This window comes from Vibrio sp. QJM3NY_15, assembly GCF_057785995.1.
On record NZ_CM173517.1, the window covers coordinates 366,303 to 383,144 of the forward strand.

The following is a 16,842-nucleotide window of genomic DNA, read 5'->3' on the forward strand; positions in this document are numbered from 1 at the left end:
CTTTAGACGTGACCTAAATCACAGCATCGAGTAAGATTAGCGACCTTTTTCTGCACCATTTCCTTAAGATGATTTTTATCTTAAGCGCACTTTAAAAGTGGCTGCAAATTAGGCATTTTTAGCTATATTTTTATTTTGAGAGTCAGAAAATTCTGATAACAATGCAGTTAAAAAGACCAAATTCCAACTATAAGATTGAGGTAGTCGATTCATGACATTTGCTTTGGGGCAACGCTGGATAAGCGATACGGAGAGCGATTTAGGTTTAGGTACCGTTGTAGCAATGGATGCTCGAACAGTGACAGTAATGTTTGCAGCATCAGAAGAGAATCGTGTGTATGCACGAACGGATGCTCCCGTAACCCGAGTAACGTTTAATGTAGGCGACGTCATCGAGTGCCAAGAGGGTTGGTCTTTATCGGTTGAGCAAGTGATCGAAGATAAAGGCATTCTGACTTACATGGGTACTCGTGAAGATACTCAAGAAGCGGATGTGACTCTACGAGAAATCTTCTTAAGCAACCAAATCCGTTTTAATAAACCGCAAGATAAATTGTATGCAGGTCAAATTGATCGCATGGATAACTTTGTCTTGCGCTACCGAGCTTTAAGCAACCAATACCAACAACATAAAAGCCCAATGCGCGGCTTGTGTGGTATGCGTGCAGGTCTTATCCCTCATCAGCTTTACATTGCTCATGAAGTGGGTCGTCGTCATGCTCCGCGTGTTTTACTCGCCGATGAAGTTGGACTAGGTAAAACCATCGAAGCGGGCATGATCATCCACCAACAGGTGCTGTCTGGCCGTGCTGAACGTATCTTGATTGTGGTGCCTGAAACGCTACAACATCAATGGTTGGTAGAGATGATGCGTCGTTTCAATCTGCACTTTTCTATCTTTGATGAAGAGCGCTGCATTGAGTCTTTTGCTGAATCTGACAACCCATTTGATACTCAGCAATACGTTCTGTGTTCACTGGACTTCCTACGTAAGAGCCGCAAGCGTTACGAGCAAGCTCTTGAAGGTGAATGGGACCTATTGGTTGTCGATGAAGCACACCACCTTGAGTGGAGCCAAGATAAGCCAAGCCGTGAATACCAAGTGGTTGAAGGCTTAGCTGAAAACACATCTGGTGTACTACTACTGACAGCGACCCCTGAACAGCTTGGTCGTGAGAGCCACTTTGCGCGTCTGCGTCTGCTTGATCCTGATCGCTTCTACGATTACGAAGCATTCGTTGAAGAAGAAGACCAATACGCCCCTGTTGCTGATGCAGTAACGGCATTGTTCTCTGGCGTGAAGCTTGAAAACAGCGCGAAGAACCAAATTACAGAACTTCTGTCTGAGCAAGATGTTGAGCCTCTATTCCGCGTTATCGAAGGCGACAGCAGCGAAGAAGAGCAAGCGTTAGCTCGCCAAGAATTGATTGATAACCTTATGGATCGCCACGGTACAGGCCGTGTTCTATTCAGAAACACACGTGCTGCAATCAAAGGCTTCCCTAAGCGTAATGTAAACCTACTGCCGATGGACATTCCAACGCAGTACACCACCTCGATGCGTGTATCAGGCATGATCGGTGGCAAGATGGCGCCAGAAGCTCGTGCAATGAAGATGTTGTACCCAGAAGAGATCTTCCAAGAATTTGAAGGTGAAGACTCAAGCTGGTGGCAGTTCGATTCACGTGTGAACTGGTTGATTGAAAAGATCCAAGACAAGCGTAGTGAAAAGATCCTAGTGATCGCGTCGCGTGCGAGTACGGCTCTGCAACTGGAGCAAGCACTGCGTGAGCGTGAAGGTGTGCGTGCAACGGTATTCCACGAAGGCATGTCGATTCTAGAGCGTGATAAAGCTGCGGCTTACTTTGCTCAAGAAGAGGGCGGCGCTCAGGTGCTTATCTGTAGCGAAATCGGTTCTGAAGGTCGTAATTTCCAATTTGCTAACCAGTTAGTGATGTTCGATCTTCCGTTTAACCCAGATTTGCTTGAACAACGTATTGGTCGTTTGGACCGTATCGGTCAGCTTCGTGATATCGACATTCATGTTCCTTACCTAAAAGGCACATCACAAGCGATTCTAGCGCGTTGGTTCGATGAAGGTTTGAATGCATTCGCAGAGACTTGTCCTACTGGTCGCACAGTTTACGATAAGTATTCTGATGTACTTATTGAAATGCTGGCTTCTGGTAACACCGAGCAGCTTGATGAAGTCATTGAAGAATCAGCGAAGCTCAATCAAAGTCTGAAATCGGATCTAGAAAAAGGCCGAGATCGCCTACTAGAGATGCATTCAAATGGTGGCGATAAAGCCCATGAGATTGCAGAAAAGATCGCGTCTACTGATGGTGATACTAACCTAGTTTCTTTCGCTCTGAGCCTGTTTGATACCATTGGTCTGAACCAAGATGACAAGGGTGAAAATGCGTTAGTCGTGACACCTTCTGAACACATGATGGTGCCAAGCTACCCAGGTTTACCTTATGAAGGTGCAACGATTACGTTTGATCGTGAAACAGCGCTTTCTCGTGAAGACATGAACTTCATTAGCTGGGAACACCCAATGATTCAGGGCGGTATTGATCTGCTATTGAGTGAAGGTGTGGGTGCGTCTGCGGTATCTCTATTGAAGAACAAAGCGTTGCCAGTGGGTACGATTCTACTTGAGTTGGTTTACCTTGTTGATGCACAAGCGCCAAAGCGCAGCGGTATCAGCCAGTTCCTACCTAAGACGCCGATTCGCTTGATGATGGATGGTCGTGGTAACGATTTATCTGCTCAGGTTGAATTCGATAGCTTTAACCGTCAACTAAGCCCGGTAAACCGTCATTTAGCGAGCAAGCTAGTGAACTCGGTACAAGGTGAGATTCACAAGCTAATCGAAGCTGGTGAGACGCATGTACTGCCGAAGGTTGAAGAAGTTCGTCAGCAAGCTCAGAAAGATATGCAAACTAACTTGAATGGTGAGTTAGAGCGTCTACAAGCGCTTAAAGCGGTTAACCCTAACATTCGTGATGAAGAGCTAGAGGTTATCGAAGCTCAAATCAATGAACTGACAGGTTACATCAGCAAGGCTCAGGTTCAGCTTGATTCGCTACGTTTGATTGTGGTTTCTCACAACTAGTTTTGAATTAGCTAAATGCTTTAACGAAATAAGGCCTTCATCATGAAGGCCTTATTTGTATCTATAACTTAGTTAATAGTTTGGTTAAGAGCTTAGTTAACAGTTTGGTTCAGAATTTGGAGAGCAGATTACATCAACCATTTCCACCAAACGAACAGAGCTAAGAAGCCAAATAGGTAAACGAGACCCGCCACAGACAACCATTTTAGCTTAGTGCCAATCGCCAGCGCTTTAGGAAGCTTAGTTTTGCTTACTAAGATGAAGTTAAGCAATGCGAAGAATGGCGTAGTTGCAAAGGCAAGCACCATCGCAAAATCAAGCATTGGCATCAGTGCTGCGCTGAAGAACATCACAATTGCGAGTGCCGCGAGAGAGACAATGATGATCCAGCCTTGCAGCATTCTTGGGCTCGATTCTTTTTTCAATAACAGGCGCTGTGATTCGGCAAGTACGCGTGAGTAACCGTCGATAACGGTAATGGTACTGCCAAAAATACAGAAGAAGGCGATAAGAGCGATCAGTGGACGAGACCATTCACCAATCGTAGAAGCGTAGATGCCGACCAATTGATGGGTGAAACCAACACCAGAGCGAGACAGTTCAACGCCTGTTCCATGAAGTACCAGTGCACCTAAAGCAACGAATACCAAAGCAAGCAGTGCCGTACCAATGTAGCCTACGTTGAAATCGAACAGTGCAGACTGAGCGGTCACTTCTTGTTTCTCTTTTTGGCTTTTTAGCCACATAGAGGTGATGCTTGATATCTCGATAGGCGCAGGCATCCAACCCATAGTGACAACGATAAAGCCAATAGCTGCCAATGACCAAGGTGATGGTGGAACAAAAGCCGAATCAGGTTCAACTGGAGAGCCGATAGCAATGGCAACGGCAGCTAAGGTTGTGATGGTTAGGATCGCCATGATCGCTTTGGACAGCGTATCGAGCGCGCGATAATGGCCAGCGAATAGAATGATCAAGCACGTCGCTAAAACGATCATGCACAGCGTGCTGGTGGCTAAATCAAAAGGAATAAAGTAACTCAGTAAGCTTGCACTGAATAGCAGTAAGGCAGCGGTATTTACCACGGCAGAAATGGCACTTAGTATCGAAAAGATAACAAGGTAAGGTCGGCCAAGGTTAGAATATCCTTCCACCAAGCTTTGCCCAGTACCAAGGGTATATTGGATGCCAGCTCTAAAGAATGGGTACTTAAATACGTTAACTAAAAGAATCAGTGCGGCTAGTTGCCAACCATAAATAGCGCCAGCTTTCGTTGAAGCGACTAAGTGAGATCCACCGACCGCAGCAGCGGCCATCATGATTCCTGGGCCAAGAGACTTAATCAGTCTTGAAAGTGGTGCGGAGGTTGGTGTTGAGGTGGTTTTAGCCGTACTTTCCATCGTTTTTCCTTTGAGGCTTAGTTCTTATTTTCCATTACCTTATCAATACCATGTTTCGTAACTTCGTCAACTTTTATGTACGAAAATGTTGAAAATTGTATTTATTAATAAACGAATTGACCGTAAGTTATTTATTAACCAGTAATTAAGAGGCTCTAATGGCGTTAGAACAGTACACACCACCACGTGAACCGTGGACTGATATTGTCTATCAAGATGATGATATTCTTGTGGTGAACAAGCCAGCAGGCCTACTTTCGGTACCAGGGAGACTGCCAGAGCACTACGACAGTATGTGGAGTCGGTTGGTTGTGGATTTTCCGGAGATTCAGGTTGTGCATCGATTAGACATGTCGACATCGGGCTTGATGCTATTGGCTAAGCATAAGCAGGCTGAGCGCCATCTTAAGAAGCAATTCCAATATCGACTGACACACAAACTCTATTACGCGCGAGTATGGGGTTCAGTAGGTGAAGCTGAAGGTTTGATTGATCTGCCGCTTATCTGTGATTGGCCAAATCGTCCTAGGCAGAAAGTCTGTTTTGACGAGGGTAAACCATCACAGACTCGATATATTGTGGAGCAACAAGAGCCTCAAACGACATTATTGAAATTGCTGCCGATTACTGGTCGCTCTCATCAGTTGCGTGTTCACTGCATGGAACTAGGGAACCCAATCGTTGGCGACGAGTTTTATGCTACGCCAGAGGCGTTTGAGTATAGCGATAGGCTAGCTTTGCACGCATGTGAACTGAGTTTTTATCATCCAGCTAATAACCAGCTTTTCAAAGCTTTCGTGCCATGCGAGTTTTATCTTCAAGCTTCACCACAAATCGAACAGCACTTTGAAATTGCGCCTGAGCTTCCAGACTACAGTAAGCTAAAAGCTTAGAATGACTCAATTGACATAAATTCAAGGACGTACAATGCCGAAGTTGAAAGTGGTCTTTCTCGACCGAGCGACTATCCCATCTCAAATCCATTTAAAACCGCTTAGCTTTGAACATCAATGGGTGGAGTATGATTTCACTTCGCCGGAGCAAGTGTCTGAACGAATTGAAGGCGCCGATGTGGTTATTACCAATAAGGTTGTGCTCAACGAATCGAATTTGACTAAAGCACAACAACTTAAGCTAATAGCTGTTTCAGCAACGGGTGTGAACAATGTCGATGTTGGCTACTGCAAGAGTAACAACATAGCGGTGACAAACGTGCAAGGCTATGCGACTCAATCGGTACCGGAACATGTTATCGCGATGCTGTTTACGCTTAAGCGAAACCTCGTTGGTTATCATCAAGATATCGAAGCGGGCGAGTGGCAAAAGGACAAACAATTCTGCTTCTTTACTCATCCGATTCAAGATGTTGCAGGCAGTACATTAGGTTTGATCGGTAGTGGTGGCTTAGGGCAAGCGACAGCTATATTAGCAAAAGCGATTGGTATGAACGTCATCTTTGCTGAGCGTAAAGGAGCAAATTCTTGTCGAGAAGGATATCTACCTTTTGAGACTGTGTTGCAGCAAGCAGATGCGATCAGCTTACATTGCCCGTTGACCGAAGCGACCCGAAATCTGATTTCGGAGCGAGAGCTAACCATGATGAAACCAAGTGCGGTGTTATTAATGCTGGCCGCGGTGGATTAGTCGATGAGCAAGCCTTAGTTGAAGCATTGATAAATCATGATATTGCTGGTGCGGGCATCGATGTGTTCACACAAGAACCGGCTGATAACTCAAATCCATTACTGGCTAATAGTCACTTACCGAATCTATTATTAACACCACACGTAGCGTGGGGCAGTGATAGCTCAATTCAAAAGCTTTCAGATATTCTGATGGATAACATTGATAGGTTTGCTGAAGGGAAGCCGCAGAACATCGTCGGTTAATTCATAGTAAGCGGTTGTAAACTAAGTTTCAGAAAGAAAAAGGTTGGCTTTGAGCCAACCTTTTTTTATGTTTTTTCTTCAATTCGACTTAGCTATTAGCCCGAAGCCATTAGCCTTGCGGCTTAACTACCAATACATTGATTGGTGAATTCTGTACGACTTTACTCGCCACTGAACCCAATACCACTTTGTCGATTTTCGAGCGCTTATGACTAGGCATCACAATCAGGTCTGCCCCAAGCTTTTCTGCGTAATCTAAAATCGTTGTGTAGGTTTTACCTTCTGCAACGTGAACCTTATAAACCACTTCATCGTCGATGTATTTGTCAGCAAACTCTTTTAGCTGATTTTTTACATCAAGCTTCATTTGATTCGCGGCATCTTTCGGGAAGTAAGACGCAACCATCGACATGTGAATGCCTGGCAATACGTTCAAGATGTGGATTTCAGCATTACTGTGCTTTGCGTGCCATACCGCTAATTCAACAGCTTTGTCAGAAAAGCCTTTGTCGTTAAGATCAACAGGAACAAGGATTTGTTTATACATGTGTTTTTCTCTTTTTTATCAGCGCTTAATATTGACCAAGCGCTGTGATTATCCTTTCCATGTAATAAAGCCAAATAGAGTTGAGCACTACTTGGCTCTATCCATTACGCGCTAATCTCATCCTTACGAGCACGCCTTCTTTGGTTCATCGCTAAGCCAATTAGAATCAGTAGGGATGGTAAGAATACCCACTCTTTCATTGGTCTTTCTGCGTCTTGGATAACTGATTTAATTTCCCAATCAAAGTCAATGCCAGCCGCTTCTGCTGGGCTACCGAACTCAACCATGTCGACAATCATCTTGTCGTCAGCTTGTGTCAGCATTAGGCCCATTGAAGCAATGCGGTCTTCACTTGTTGTCGCAGAATCTTCAAATGGAAGGCGAACCGTCTTCTCAGAATAGTCACCTTCTAAGTTTTCGCCACCCACTCTTAACTCAAGAGATTGTCCCACAGATAGACCTTCTGTGATTTGAGCGATCTCAACTCCAGGTGAAAGAACTTTCTCTGGATAAATCATGTCCCACCAGAAGCCTGGGCGGAAGAAAGAGAAAGTTAGAACCAATAATAGGATCGTTTCCCACCATTTGTTCTTGGTAAACCACCAACCTTGCGTTGCAGCGGCAAAGATAAGTACCGCAGTTACAGAAGAGAAAATAGTGAGGAATAGATGCCACCAAGAATCAATGCCCATCAACAGTAATTGGGTATTGAAAATGAACATGAATGGCAATATTGCTGTTCGGATATCGTAGGTAAAGCCTTGAATACCGGTTCGAATCGGGTCTGATTTTGCAATCGCGGCGGCCGCAAAGGCTGCCAAACCAACTGGAGGCGTATCATCGGCTAAGATACCGAAGTAGAACACGAACAAGTGAACCGCAATCAGAGGGATGATTAGGCCATGCGCCGCGCCTAAGGTAACAATTACCGGAGCCATCAGCGTTGATACAACGATGTAGTTTGCCGTTGTTGGTAAGCCCATACCTAGGATTAAGCTGATTACCGCAGTGAATAGCAGCATAAGAATGATGCTACCGCCTGAGATAAACTCAACGAAGTCCGTCATTACCAAGCCAATACCCGTCAGAGTTACCACACCGACAACTGTACCTGCTGCAGCTGTTGCTACACCGATACCGATCATGTTACGTGCGCCTGAAACCAAGCTTTCTAATAGGTCAACGAAACCCGCTTTAGTTTGCTCTGCAAGATCGTCCGATTTGTTCATCAGAGTCATCAAAGGACGCTGCGTGATCAAAATGAAGATCATGAATACCGTTGCCCAGAAGGCAGAAAGACCTGGAGAGAATCGCTCTACAGTCAGACACCAAACAAGAACCACGATAGGCAATAGGAAATGTAAACCAGACTTAATGGTTGGGCCTGGATCTGGCACTTCTGTTAGCTCAGCATCAATGTCCATACCGCCTTCAGCCGCATATTTTGCTGAAACTCGAACCAAGGCTACATAAGCGATCAATAGAGCAACGGTAACAATTGGGGTTGCTGCATCGCCAAAGACATCTTTTGTCCAACCGACACCGTAGTAAACCGCAGCACTGATGACACATAGACCTAAAATTGTACCAGTGAAAGACAGTAGACTTTGTACGATAGTTGGTGTGTGACGACGAGGTAGGCCTGTCATGCCAGCTTTACATGCTTCTAAGTGAACAATGTAAATCAGGGCGATGTAAGAGATAAGAGCAGGCAATAGAGCCGCTTTAATCACTTCTACGTACGAGATGCCCACATATTCAACCATCAAGAATGCAGCAGCACCCATGATTGGTGGGGTTAACTGACCATTGGTTGAAGCGGCTACTTCTACAGCACCGGCTTTTTCACCTGAGAATCCGACTCTTTTCATTAGAGGGATTGTGAAAGTACCCGTGGTAACCACGTTAGCAATAGATGAACCAGACACTAGACCGGATAGGCCAGATGCAACAACGGCTGCTTTTGCTGGGCCGCCTTTCATGTGGCCAAGCAAGGAGAATGCTACTTTGATGAAGTAAGCACCTGCGCCTGCACGCTCTAGCATTGCACCAAACAGTACAAATAAGAATACGAATGACGTTGATACGCCAAGAGCAACACCGAATACACCTTCTGTGGTTAGCCATAGATGTGACATTGCCTTGTTAAGGCTCGCACCTTTATGGGCAATCACGTCTGGCATATGAGGACCGCCAAAGGTGTAAAGTAGGAATACTGCTGCCACAACCATAAGAGGTGGACCTAAAGCGCGTCGAGTTGCTTCAAGCAGTAGAATCATACCGAACACAGCCGCAACAATATCGAATGTTGTTGGCGCGCCTGAACGACCAGCTAGTTCCGTATAGAAAATATAGATATACGAAGCTGAAAAGCTACCTACAAGCGCTAATACCCAGTCGACCGCAGGAATTCTATCCCGAGGCGAATTTTTCATGGCTGGGTAAGCGGTAAAGGCTAGGAAGATGGCAAACGTAAGGTGAATTGCTCGAGCTTCAGTGTCGTTTAAAATTGCGAAGTTAAAAATGAACGGCAGCGGAGACGCATACCAAAGTTGGAACAATGACCAACATAGAGGCACAAACCATAAAATACGGCCTTGGATACCGCGAGGGCTACGCGCACCAGTGTCTGATTGTGCCACCATTTCTTGCACATCTGGAGACGGTGATGTTGTCTGCGTCATGTACTTTATCCTTATTATTGATGGTCTGCCTTTCTTACGAACAACGAGACGTTATTTATCTCCTATCTAGTGTAGTGAATCGATAGGGAAATGCGTTTTTTGTTCGTCTTTGTCTTAGGCTTGATACGAAGGTAAGTTCGCCAAATTGGAGAAACTTAAAGGTTTGTCTCTTTTCACTTGGGTTATTTTTATAAAACGTGAAAAGCCAATAAGGAGGACACGCCTCCTTATTGGTAGAGTAGGCTTAAAGTAGAGTTACTTTAGAAGGCCTACTTCTTTGTAGTATTTTACTGCGCCAGGGTGAAGAGGGATTGAGATACCCGCTTTAACCATGTCTTCTTTCTTCAGGTTCGCAAATGCTGGGTGCAGGCGTTTGAAAGTAGCAAAGTTTTCAAATACTGCTTTAGCAACGTTGTATGCTACTTCATCAGAAACGTCAGACGTTGTTACCATAGTTGCAGCAACACCGAAGCTGTTTACGTCAGCGTCTGTACCACGGTACATACCAGCTGGAACTGTGCTGTATGCGTAGTATGGGTTTTCAGCTACGATCTTGTCGATCTGTGGACCAGTTGCTGAAACCAGTTTTGCATCACAAGAAGTTGTTGCTTCTTTGATTGAACCGTTCGGGTGACCAACCATGTAGATGAATGCATCAATCTTGTTATCACAAAGTGCTTGTGAACGCTCAGAACCTTTTAGTTCAGAAGCAAGCTTGAAGCTATCGTTAGTCCAACCCATAGCGTCCATTACAACACCCATCGTTGCACGGTCACCAGAACCTGGATTCCCAATGTTTACACGCTTACCAGCTAGGTCAGACACATTGTTGATGCCAGCATCGGTACGAGCGATGATGTTGAATGGTTCTGTATGTAGAGAGAACATAGCGCGAAGTTTCTTGTATTCGCCCTGATCTTTGAACTTACTTGTACCGTTGTAGCCGTGGTATTGCCAATCCGATTGAACAACACCGAAATCTAGTTCACCAGCACGGATGGTATTAACGTTGTAGATTGAACCACCAGTAGACTCGACAGAACAACGAATGTTGTGGTCTTTGCGGCCTTTGTTCACTAGCTTACAAATAGCACCACCAGTTGGGTAGTAAACACCCGTTACTGAACCAGTACCAATTGTGATGAACTCTTGAGCGTTAACTGCACCAGCGCCCATTACAGCAGCTGCAATAGCCCCAACTTTAATAAGTTTGGTAAATGCCATGAATTTCCCTTCCTTTATTCATTATTAACCCTGAAACAATTGTAGTCGTTTCTGGAGTTTCCTATTTGGAAACGGCACCTTTTTCAATCCATGTGATGAAAAAGTGGCTGAATAATATCAAAAATTGGCAGAAAATTACTCAAATGTTAAAAGATATAGCTAAAAAATCTAACAAATGACGGTTAGATCTCGTGTTTAATTTGCTATTGAGTTTTTTAAAATCAATGGTTTAGTGGGTTTTAATAGAGGAGGGGATGGATATCTTAGGATGTGATTTGGATCACGAAGCGAATAGATGTTCGTGATCCATTAGTAGCTGTGATGGTTATGAAACTATGACAATTATCCAGCGTATTCAAACAGTTCGCACACTGAATCAAACAGTTGCTTAGTGGTCACGGACAAGGTTGGAGTAATAAAGATAGTGTCATCGCCTGCGACTACGCCCAGTATACCTTCTGACTTACCTAATGAATCCAATAAGCGGGCAATAAGCTGCGCAGCACCAGGACCAGTGTGTATCACAACCAATGCATTGTTGTGGTCAATGTCTAGCACCAACTCTCTTAAAGAGCTTGAAACTGTCGGGACGCCAAGTTCAGCTGGAAGACAGTAAACCATCTCCATTTTTGCATTGCGCGTTCGAACAGCGCCAAACTTAGTTAACATACGCGAAACTTTAGATTGGTTGATGCTTTCAAAACCTTCATGTTTGAGGGCATCGACAATCTCGCCTTGCGAACCAAAACGTTCTTCTTTTAATAATGATTTAAAAGCACGAACTAAGTTGTCTTGTTTTTCTGTATTGCGCATATGTCATTCTTATTCATTAATAAAGATATCTGCATATTCTCGCATACATATTCAATCTTAGCCAAAATATCACGGTAATTTGTTAGTCATATCACTGTAAAAATTTAATAGAATAATGTGTTATTAGTGGCGACTTATTTTGTTATTTCAGATGATTATCCCCATAATGCCAACTCGCTGTGTGGCACGGTTTTATTGACTTGCGCGAAGTCGCAAAGCTGGCGTTAATTGATTGTAATCACTTTGTGATTAATATAGTTTTTTAACTTAAATTTAGCTCAAGAATTACTCTACAAAGAATCTATAAGAGAAATCTCTCAAGGAGAATAACAATGAAAGTAGCTGTTATTGGTGCCGCTGGTGGCATCGGTCAAGCCCTAGCCCTACTACTAAAGAACCGCCTGCCTGCTGGTTCAGATCTTGCACTTTACGACATCGCTCCGGTAACCCCGGGTGTTGCTGCCGATCTTAGCCATATCCCAACGCCTGTTTCGATCAAAGGTTACGCGGGTGAAGATCCAACTCCAGCACTTGAAGGTGCGGATGTTGTGCTTATTTCTGCGGGTGTTGCTCGTAAACCTGGTATGGATCGTGCGGATCTTTTCAATGTGAACGCTGGCATTGTTAAGTCTCTAGCTGAAAAAATTGCCGTTACTTGTCCTACTGCTTGTGTTGGTATCATTACTAACCCAGTAAACACAACAGTGCCAATCGCTGCCGAAGTACTTAAGAAAGCGGGCGTTTACGACAAGCGTCGTTTATTTGGTATTACGACTCTTGATGTCATTCGTTCTGAAACGTTCGTTGCTGAGCTGAAAGATAAAGATCCAGGCGATGTTCGTGTTCCTGTTATCGGTGGTCACTCTGGTGTAACGATCCTTCCTCTTCTTTCTCAAGTTGAAGGTGTTGAGTTTACTGACGAAGAAATCGCAGCGCTAACAACTCGTATCCAAAACGCGGGTACTGAAGTAGTAGAAGCTAAAGCGGGTGGCGGTAGTGCGACTCTATCTATGGGTCAAGCAGCTTGTCGCTTCGGTCTTGCTCTAGTGAAAGCACTTCAAGGCGAAGAGAACGTGATTGAGTGTGCATACGTTGAAGGTGAAGGCGAGCACGCACCATTCTTCGCACAACCAGTTAAACTTGGCAAAGAGGGCGCAGAAGCGATTCTTAGCTACGGTGAACTGAGCGACTTCGAACGCAATGCGCTAGACAGCATGCTAGAAACGCTAAATGGCGATATTGAGATTGGTGTTGAATTCGCTAAATAAGCGATAGATAACTGAACTCTGCTAAAAAGACAGTTAACGAAAGCCGATCATGATGATCGGCTTTTTTGATCTTTGTATTCAGCCCACTCGTAATCTTTTTCTAACCACGAAGAATTAGGGTATCGGATTATGACTAGAGTACAAAAGGGAATGAATGTTAACTATCTAGGTCGCTTGGGCAAGATATTGGTTATCGATGAGCAAGAGCAGTTCGCTTTGTTTGAGTCTTACAACAGTCATAAGCAATATGCGGTTCCATTGGAAGAACTTGAAGAGATCGAAGCGCAATTACCTTTATCATTAGAATCGAGTCGTTATTGAAACTCGGAGTAATATCTAACAGGATCAAAAAAAGAGCCAACCGGCTCTTTTTTATTATATAGCTGTCTACTTAGCTTCTGTTTACTTGCTACGTTTTACTGCAAGGTGAGCTAGCGTAGTTAAAGCCTGTTTATATTCTGAATCAGGAAGAATAGAAAGCTCAGCAATGGCTTTATCTGCTTCTTCATAGGCTTTATTGGTCGTGTACTCTAACGAGCCTGTCTCTTTCATGACAGACATAATGTCGTCGAGACGTTCCATACCATTGGCTTTTTCAATCGCTTCACGAATCATGCTCGCTTGGTCTGGTGAGCCATGATGCATTGCGTAAAGCAACGGTAACGTCGGTTTGCCTTCTGCTAGGTCATCACCAACATTTTTACCCATCTCTTTACCATCAGCGGTGTAGTCCATCACATCATCAATAAGCTGGAATGCAGTGCCTAGGTACTTACCGTAGTTTTGCATTGCTGTTTCGATTTCAGGTGAAGACTCTGTAAGAATCGCGCCAATTTGGGTTGCGGCTTCAAACAAACGAGCGGTCTTTGAATAGATCACCTGCATATAGCTTTCTTCTGTGGTGTCTGGGTTATTACAGTTCATCAATTGTTGAACTTCACCCTCGGCAATCACATTTACTGATTCGCTCATTAGCTCAAGGATCCTTAAAGATCCTAGCGTCGTCATCATCTGGAATGAGCGGGTGTAGATAAAATCACCAACCAAAACGCTGGCTGCATTACCAAAAGCAGCATTCGCTGTAGCTTTGCCACGTCGCATGTCTGATTCGTCGACAACATCGTCATGAAGCAGTGTTGCTGTGTGGATAAACTCAATAAACGCGGCTGAGGTTATATGAGCCTCTCCTTGGTAACCAAGTGCGCGAGCTGATAAAAGAGCAAGCAAAGGGCGTAGGCGTTTGCCACCACCGCTAACGATATAAAAACCAAGCTGGTTGATTAAACTTACGTCAGAATTAAGTTGGGCTTGAATTGTTTCATTCACTTTTGCCATATCATTGGCAGTAAGCGTTTGGATAGCTTTAAAATCCATTGTTCATCCGGCTGAAGTTAGACCCTGTAAGGCTTATACGTTGTATTTAATTGTTGAATAATACACTAAAAAACGTTGATTAATACATCACTTAAAGGCATCATTGCCGCACTTTTCTTTGGCGAACATGTTTTCGCCAATATTTTAAAAATATGGCTTGTCATAGCGGCATGATTCCCGTAGAATCTGCGCCCTATTGATTAGTTTAGCGCACACCCGAGTTGTAGAATTAACAACCATAGGCTGTGCGGAAAAAGCGGAGTAAAATATGTACGCTGTTTTCCAATCTGGTGGCAAACAACACCGAGTAAGCGAAGGTCAAACACTTCGTTTAGAGAAATTAGACGTTGAAACTGGTGCAACTGTAGAATTTGATAAAGTTCTTCTTGTTGCTAACGGCGAAGAAATCGCTGTTGGTGCACCTCTTGTTGAAGGTGGCAAGGTTACTGCAGAAGTAGTACAACACGGTCGTGGCGATAAAGTAAAAATCGTTAAGTTCCGTCGTCGTAAGCACTCGCGTAAGCAAGCTGGTCACCGTCAGTGGTTCACAGAAGTGAAAATCACTGGCATTAACGCTTAAGTATTAGGAGAGTTTAACAATGGCACATAAAAAAGCTGGCGGTTCTACTAATAACGGCCGCGATTCAGAAAGCAAACGTCTTGGTGTTAAGCGTTTTGGTGGTGAATCTGTTCTTGCAGGTAACATCATCGTTCGTCAACGTGGTACTAAGTTCCACGCTGGCACAAACGTTGGCATCGGTAAAGACCATACTCTTTTCGCTCTTACTGAAGGTAAAGTGAAATTTGCAGTAAAAGGTCCTAAAAACCGTAAGTTTGTAAGCATCGAAGCTGAGTAATTTAATCTTTTATTAGATTATTTATACTAGCTTTCAAGCTGAATTCAAAAGCCCTGCCGATTCGGCAGGGTTTTTTATTTATAGCGAGAATAAAAAAGTAGACGCTCTGGCTTTAGTTTTGAGAAGCAGTTTGGTGTTTGAGAAACCGTTTAGTTTCAAGAATCCGTTTGTTTTTTAAGAAACAGAAAGCAAAGAACCTCTCCTTATTTGTTCCTTGGTTGCAGATCGATCTAGATCTTAGGTGATCGATCTAAACACGGATCTGCTAGAATTTATATCACTCCTTGATGAGTGGTAACGCAACGTAAGTGCGGAGTTAAAAAATGAAATTCGTTGATGAAGCATCAGTAAAGATAGAAGCCGGTGATGGCGGTAATGGTACAGTAAGCTTTTGGCGCGAAAAATTCGTCGCTAAAGGTGGTCCTGACGGCGGTGATGGCGGTGATGGTGGTGATGTTTACATTCAAGCGGATGAAAACTTAAACACACTGATCGATTACCGTTTCCAACGTTTTTACAATGCAGAGCGTGGCGAAAATGGCCGCGGTGGTAACTGTACTGGTAAACGTGGTAAAGATATGACCATGAAAGTACCTGTAGGTACTCGTGCTGTTGATATCCACACTAATGAAATCGTTGCTGAAGTTGCTGAACATGGCAAGAAAGTCATGGTTGGTAAGGGTGGTTGGCACGGTCTTGGTAATACGCGTTTTAAGTCGTCTGTTAACCGTGCTCCTCGTCAAAAGACAATGGGTACTAAAGGTGAAGTTCGCGAACTGCGTTTAGAGCTTCTTCTGTTAGCGGATGTTGGTATGCTTGGCTTGCCAAACGCTGGTAAATCTACTTTTATTCGCTCAGTATCTGCTGCGAAACCGAAAGTTGCTGATTACCCGTTTACTACGCTAATCCCTAGCTTAGGTGTTGTTAGTGTTGTCCCTGAAAAGAGCTTCGTTGTTGCTGATATCCCTGGTCTAATCGAAGGTGCTGCAGATGGCGCTGGTCTGGGTATTCGTTTCTTGAAGCACCTTGAGCGTTGTCGTGTTCTTCTGCACATGATCGATATTTTGCCGATTGATGGTTCTGATCCTATTCAGAATGCACTGACGATCATTGACGAGCTTGAGCAATACAGCGAAAAAGTGGCACAGAAACCTCGCTGGTTAGTATTCAACAAAGTTGATCTAATGCCTGAAGAAGAAGCGGACGAAAAGATTCAAGAAATCGTCGAAGCTTTAGGTTGGGAAGGCGAGTACTTCAAGATCTCTGCTGTAAACAAGATCGGCACGAAAGATCTTTGCTTTAAACTGGGCGAGTTCATGGAGAACCTACCTCGTGAAGTTGAAGCAATTGAAGAAGAAGAAAAAGTTAACTTTATGTGGGATGACTACCATAAAGATGCGATGGCCGGTAAGAATGTCGTTACTGAAGATGACGACGATTGGGATGACTGGGATGACGAAGAAGATGACGGTCATGTTATCTATGTTCGTGACTAATCCTCATAGTTCCTTATAATTACTTTGGTCGCTTCTTCTAAAGCACACTGATAGTTTTACTTAACCGCAATGAAAATTGCGGTTTTTTTGTATCTAAATCATTATGTCTTATCGAATTTTAATGCAGAATTTATTTCTAGATAATTATTACCAATCGTAGTAAATAACT

The 16,842-nt window shown here is 43.9% G+C and carries 13 protein-coding genes and 1 pseudogene; 8 read left to right on the plus strand and 6 right to left on the minus strand.

Going from position 1 to position 16,842, the window contains the following annotated elements:
• Positions 1-211 precede the first annotated feature (211 nt).
• Positions 212-3,121, plus strand: coding sequence for an RNA polymerase-associated protein RapA (rapA, locus tag AC3CKG_RS01660; RefSeq protein ID WP_065105542.1), 2,910 nt, complete (start codon positions 212-214; stop codon positions 3,119-3,121).
• Positions 3,122-3,249: 128 nt separating this feature from the next.
• Here rapA and AC3CKG_RS01665 read toward each other — a convergent pair whose 3' ends face one another.
• The gene (locus tag AC3CKG_RS01665; protein WP_488528726.1) at positions 3,250-4,521 is read right to left on the minus strand and encodes an NRAMP family divalent metal transporter; all 1,272 of its coding nucleotides are present in this window, start codon (positions 4,519-4,521) and stop codon (positions 3,250-3,252) included.
• 158 nt (positions 4,522-4,679) lie between these two features.
• On the opposite strand from AC3CKG_RS01665, the gene rluA reads away from it, so the two are divergent.
• Together rluA and AC3CKG_RS01675 are read left to right on the plus strand one after the other, a co-directional pair.
• Entirely contained in the window at positions 4,680-5,414 is a 735-nt protein-coding gene (gene rluA, locus AC3CKG_RS01670) for a bifunctional tRNA pseudouridine(32) synthase/23S rRNA pseudouridine(746) synthase RluA (protein WP_065105544.1), read from the plus strand.
• Between the two features lie 34 nt (positions 5,415-5,448).
• A pseudogene (locus AC3CKG_RS01675) lies at positions 5,449-6,410 on the plus strand (D-2-hydroxyacid dehydrogenase).
• Positions 6,411-6,519: 109 nt separating this feature from the next.
• Here the strand turns inward: AC3CKG_RS01675 and AC3CKG_RS01680 are convergent.
• The 4 genes from AC3CKG_RS01680 to argR all read right to left on the minus strand — a co-directional run bounded on the left by AC3CKG_RS01680 (position 6,520) and on the right by argR (position 11,678).
• Entirely contained in the window at positions 6,520-6,957 is a 438-nt protein-coding gene (locus tag AC3CKG_RS01680) for a universal stress protein (RefSeq protein WP_029223337.1), read from the minus strand.
• A 104-nt stretch (positions 6,958-7,061) separates the two neighbouring features.
• Positions 7,062-9,641: a TRAP transporter permease gene (locus AC3CKG_RS01685; protein WP_065105546.1), complete on the minus strand. Its 2,580-nt coding sequence runs from the start codon at positions 9,639-9,641 to the stop codon at positions 7,062-7,064.
• Between the two features lie 255 nt (positions 9,642-9,896).
• On the minus strand, positions 9,897-10,865 hold the full coding sequence (locus AC3CKG_RS01690; protein WP_017078819.1) for a TAXI family TRAP transporter solute-binding subunit: 969 nt from the start codon (positions 10,863-10,865) through the stop codon (positions 9,897-9,899).
• A 342-nt stretch (positions 10,866-11,207) separates the two neighbouring features.
• Complete coding sequence (argR, locus tag AC3CKG_RS01695; protein ID WP_004735909.1) at positions 11,208-11,678, minus strand: transcriptional regulator ArgR; 471 nt, start codon at positions 11,676-11,678, stop codon at positions 11,208-11,210.
• Positions 11,679-12,010: 332 nt separating this feature from the next.
• Between argR and mdh the strand changes: the two genes are divergently transcribed.
• Positions 12,011-12,946 carry a malate dehydrogenase gene (gene mdh / locus AC3CKG_RS01700; protein WP_010434414.1) on the plus strand — a complete coding sequence of 312 codons (936 nt, stop codon included), beginning with the start codon at positions 12,011-12,013 and terminating at the stop codon, positions 12,944-12,946.
• Between the two features lie 129 nt (positions 12,947-13,075).
• Positions 13,076-13,267, plus strand: a complete 192-nt coding sequence (locus tag AC3CKG_RS01705; protein ID WP_009847833.1) for a hypothetical protein — start codon at positions 13,076-13,078, stop codon at positions 13,265-13,267.
• An 81-nt stretch (positions 13,268-13,348) separates the two neighbouring features.
• Here AC3CKG_RS01705 and ispB read toward each other — a convergent pair whose 3' ends face one another.
• On the minus strand, positions 13,349-14,320 hold the full coding sequence (gene ispB / locus AC3CKG_RS01710) for an octaprenyl diphosphate synthase (RefSeq protein WP_102281921.1): 972 nt from the start codon (positions 14,318-14,320) through the stop codon (positions 13,349-13,351).
• A 268-nt stretch (positions 14,321-14,588) separates the two neighbouring features.
• Here ispB and rplU point away from each other — a divergent pair, with 268 nt between their 5' ends.
• The 3 genes from rplU to cgtA all read left to right on the plus strand — a co-directional run bounded on the left by rplU (position 14,589) and on the right by cgtA (position 16,673).
• Positions 14,589-14,900 carry a 50S ribosomal protein L21 gene (gene rplU, locus AC3CKG_RS01715; RefSeq protein ID WP_004740823.1) on the plus strand — a complete coding sequence of 104 codons (312 nt, stop codon included), beginning with the start codon at positions 14,589-14,591 and terminating at the stop codon, positions 14,898-14,900.
• A gap of 19 nt (positions 14,901-14,919) precedes the next feature.
• A complete protein-coding gene (gene rpmA / locus AC3CKG_RS01720) occupies positions 14,920-15,177 on the plus strand; it encodes a 50S ribosomal protein L27 (RefSeq protein WP_004735905.1) in 258 nt (85 codons plus the stop codon).
• Positions 15,178-15,500: 323 nt separating this feature from the next.
• On the plus strand, positions 15,501-16,673 hold the full coding sequence (cgtA, locus tag AC3CKG_RS01725; RefSeq protein ID WP_009847831.1) for an Obg family GTPase CgtA: 1,173 nt from the start codon (positions 15,501-15,503) through the stop codon (positions 16,671-16,673).
• Positions 16,674-16,842 lie beyond the last annotated feature (169 nt).